This is a genomic window from Streptomyces flavofungini, assembly GCF_041028215.1.
In the GTDB taxonomy this organism is placed as follows: domain Bacteria; phylum Actinomycetota; class Actinomycetes; order Streptomycetales; family Streptomycetaceae; genus Streptomyces; species Streptomyces flavofungini_B.
The window spans coordinates 1-490 of sequence record NZ_JASKYR010001485.1 but is presented as its reverse complement, the minus strand read 5'-3'; the positions used below and the strand labels follow the sequence as shown (position 1 = coordinate 490).

The window sequence follows — 490 nt, the reverse complement described above, 5'->3', positions numbered from 1 at the left end:
CCGCCGTACGGCGCAAGCGGCTCGGCGGTACGGGACCCGGCGGTGCCGGAGAGGGGCGGACGCTGTGATGCTGCTCAGTCAGACCGTGGGCCGCCCGGTCGTCAGCGCGGCGGACGCCTCGCGCGTCGGCACCGTCTCCGGGCTCGTCGTCGACCCGGAGAGCGCCCGGATCACCGGGCTCCGCCTGGAGGACACCAAGGCCGGGGGCGACGTGATCGCCTGGGAGGACGTGCACGCGGTGGGCCCCGACGCGGTCGTCATCACGACGGTCGCCGTGGCCCGCTTCACCGCCGCGGACTCCGCGGGCGGCCACCGGCTCCTCGGCCAGCGCCTGCTGACCGAATTCGGCGACTCGGCGGGCACCCTCGCCGACATCGCCTTCGACCCCGAGTCCGGCCTCCTCGACACCCTGTACACCTCACGCGGCGACCACATCCCCGGCCACCGTCTGCTCGGCTGCGGATCGTACGCGGTGGTGGTCGGTGTGGGG

1 protein-coding gene is annotated in these 490 nt (G+C 74.9%); it reads left to right on the top strand.

Translation table 11 applies throughout. The annotated features are described in order from the left end of the window. Nucleotides 1-67 precede the first annotated feature (67 nt). Nucleotides 68-490, top strand: a 423-nt coding sequence (locus AB8Z36_RS41790) for a PRC-barrel domain-containing protein (RefSeq protein WP_369218533.1), incomplete at its 3' end; no start/stop codon positions are given.